We start from the raw sequence: 1,796 nt of genomic DNA on the forward strand, positions 1-1,796 counted from the left end.
TCTCCCCATCCCCCCACACTCCCCATCTCCCCACACTCCCCATCTCCCCATCTCCCCATCTCCCCATCTCCCCATCCCCCCACACTCCCCATCTCCCCACACTCCCCTGCCTAAAACTATACAGATACCATCACAGGTTCCAACTTTGCTATCAACTTCAAAGCAAACTCTTGTTCAAACGCCTCCTTCTTATAATCTAAATTCCACAACTCCAAAGCACAGTCATCTTTAGGGTTAGCTGGCCGTAACCACATATAAAATTCCTGCTTATCTTGGTTGAATTCACATTTCACGTCAGCGATCGCTCCTTTTTGTCGTCGGTCTAAAGCGATCGCTAACCGCAACAACGCACTCAACTGAGATACCATCTGTTGATATTTTTTTGGTAAATTTTGATAATTTTCGTGCTTTTTCTTCGGTAAACTCTTACGGTGATAACGAGCCAAATTAGCAATTACTTCAATCTCAATCTCACTATAACCCAATAATTCTCCATTCCTAATCAAATAATAAGAATGTTTATGGTGGGATGAATGACTCACATATAAACCACAGTTATGCAAAATTCCGGCTGCCCATAATAACTCTCGTTCATCATTCCCCCACTCATGTAGCACTCCTTTAGTTTCGTCAAATAAATTTAGTCCCCAAGAAGCAACCCGCTCGCTACATTCCAAATTGACTTGATATTTTTGAGCAATTTTTAGAGTATTACGCTGGCGAATAGAACTTTGGAAACGGAGGCGGTCGTATATCAAACTATGATTCAACATCCAGTCAACTATTACTCCCTCGCGCAAACTACGTTCGCAAACAGTTATTGACTCCATTCCCAATAAACTCATTGCCTCTTGTAATACTAAAGCACCTGCTAAAATAATTTCCGAGCGCTTCTGTGACATACCCGGTAACTCTTGCCGTTCGGAGACTGATAACTTTTTCAACTTATTAACTAACCCTTCCAACTCAGCTAAACTAAACTGATAACCTGCTAGGGAAGTTGGCGCATTGGCGAATTTTTCACAAGCATGAATATTCGCCAACGCTTCAATGGTGCCAGAAGTACCCACTAACTGTGGTTTTTCACCTTCCTGGATATTAGCTAATAACTCCTCTGTCGGACGTTCCAATAAACCCCTAACGTAAGCTCGCAGATAGGCAAATTCTATTTTGCTAATGGGGTCAGTAGTAACAAATTCTTTGGTCAAACGTACTGCACCTACCTTTGTACTGCTCAGAGTCCGTGGTGCATTACCGTCACCTAATATTAACTCTGTGGAACCCCCACCGATATCAATAATGACATGGGGTTTGTTGTTAAACTCCATTGCTGAAAGCACCCCGAGATAAATCCGGCGAGCTTCTTCTTGACCAGAGATTAAGTTAACATACAAGTCTAACTCATCAGCAATTTTATTGAGAAAAACTGTGCCATTGGGTGCTTCTCTTACAGCACTGGTAGCTACAGCAATAATTTGCTCCGCATTGGCACTTTTAGCAATTTTTTGGAAGCGCTCTAAGGTAGCGATCGCTCTATTCATAATTTCTGCTTTCAAATTACCATTTGCTTCACAGTCTCCGAGTCTTACCGTTTCTTTGTCTCGGTCAATAATTGTAAAAGCGGGTAAAGAGGGGTCTATTTTGACTACTACTAAATGTAGAGAGTTAGTACCCATATCTATCGCTGCCAAGATCCGTTCTCGGTTTTCCGATATCAAGGGTATTTTTACTAAAGGAACTGATGTAACCATATTTTATAAATGTGTTCAAATTTAACAAGTTGCCTAAATTTTAGA

At 41.4% G+C, this 1,796-nt stretch carries 1 protein-coding gene; it reads right to left on the minus strand.

All coding sequences use genetic code 11. The features are described from left to right. Nucleotides 1–116: 116 nt before the first annotated feature. A complete protein-coding gene (locus F6K13_RS31520; RefSeq protein ID WP_287239412.1) occupies nucleotides 117–1,751 on the minus strand; it encodes a Ppx/GppA phosphatase family protein in 1,635 nt (544 codons plus the stop codon). Nucleotides 1,752–1,796: the final 45 nt, after the last annotated feature.

It is taken from the genome of Okeania sp. SIO2B9, assembly GCF_010672505.1.
GTDB lineage: Bacteria > Cyanobacteriota > Cyanobacteriia > Cyanobacteriales > Microcoleaceae > Okeania > Okeania hirsuta.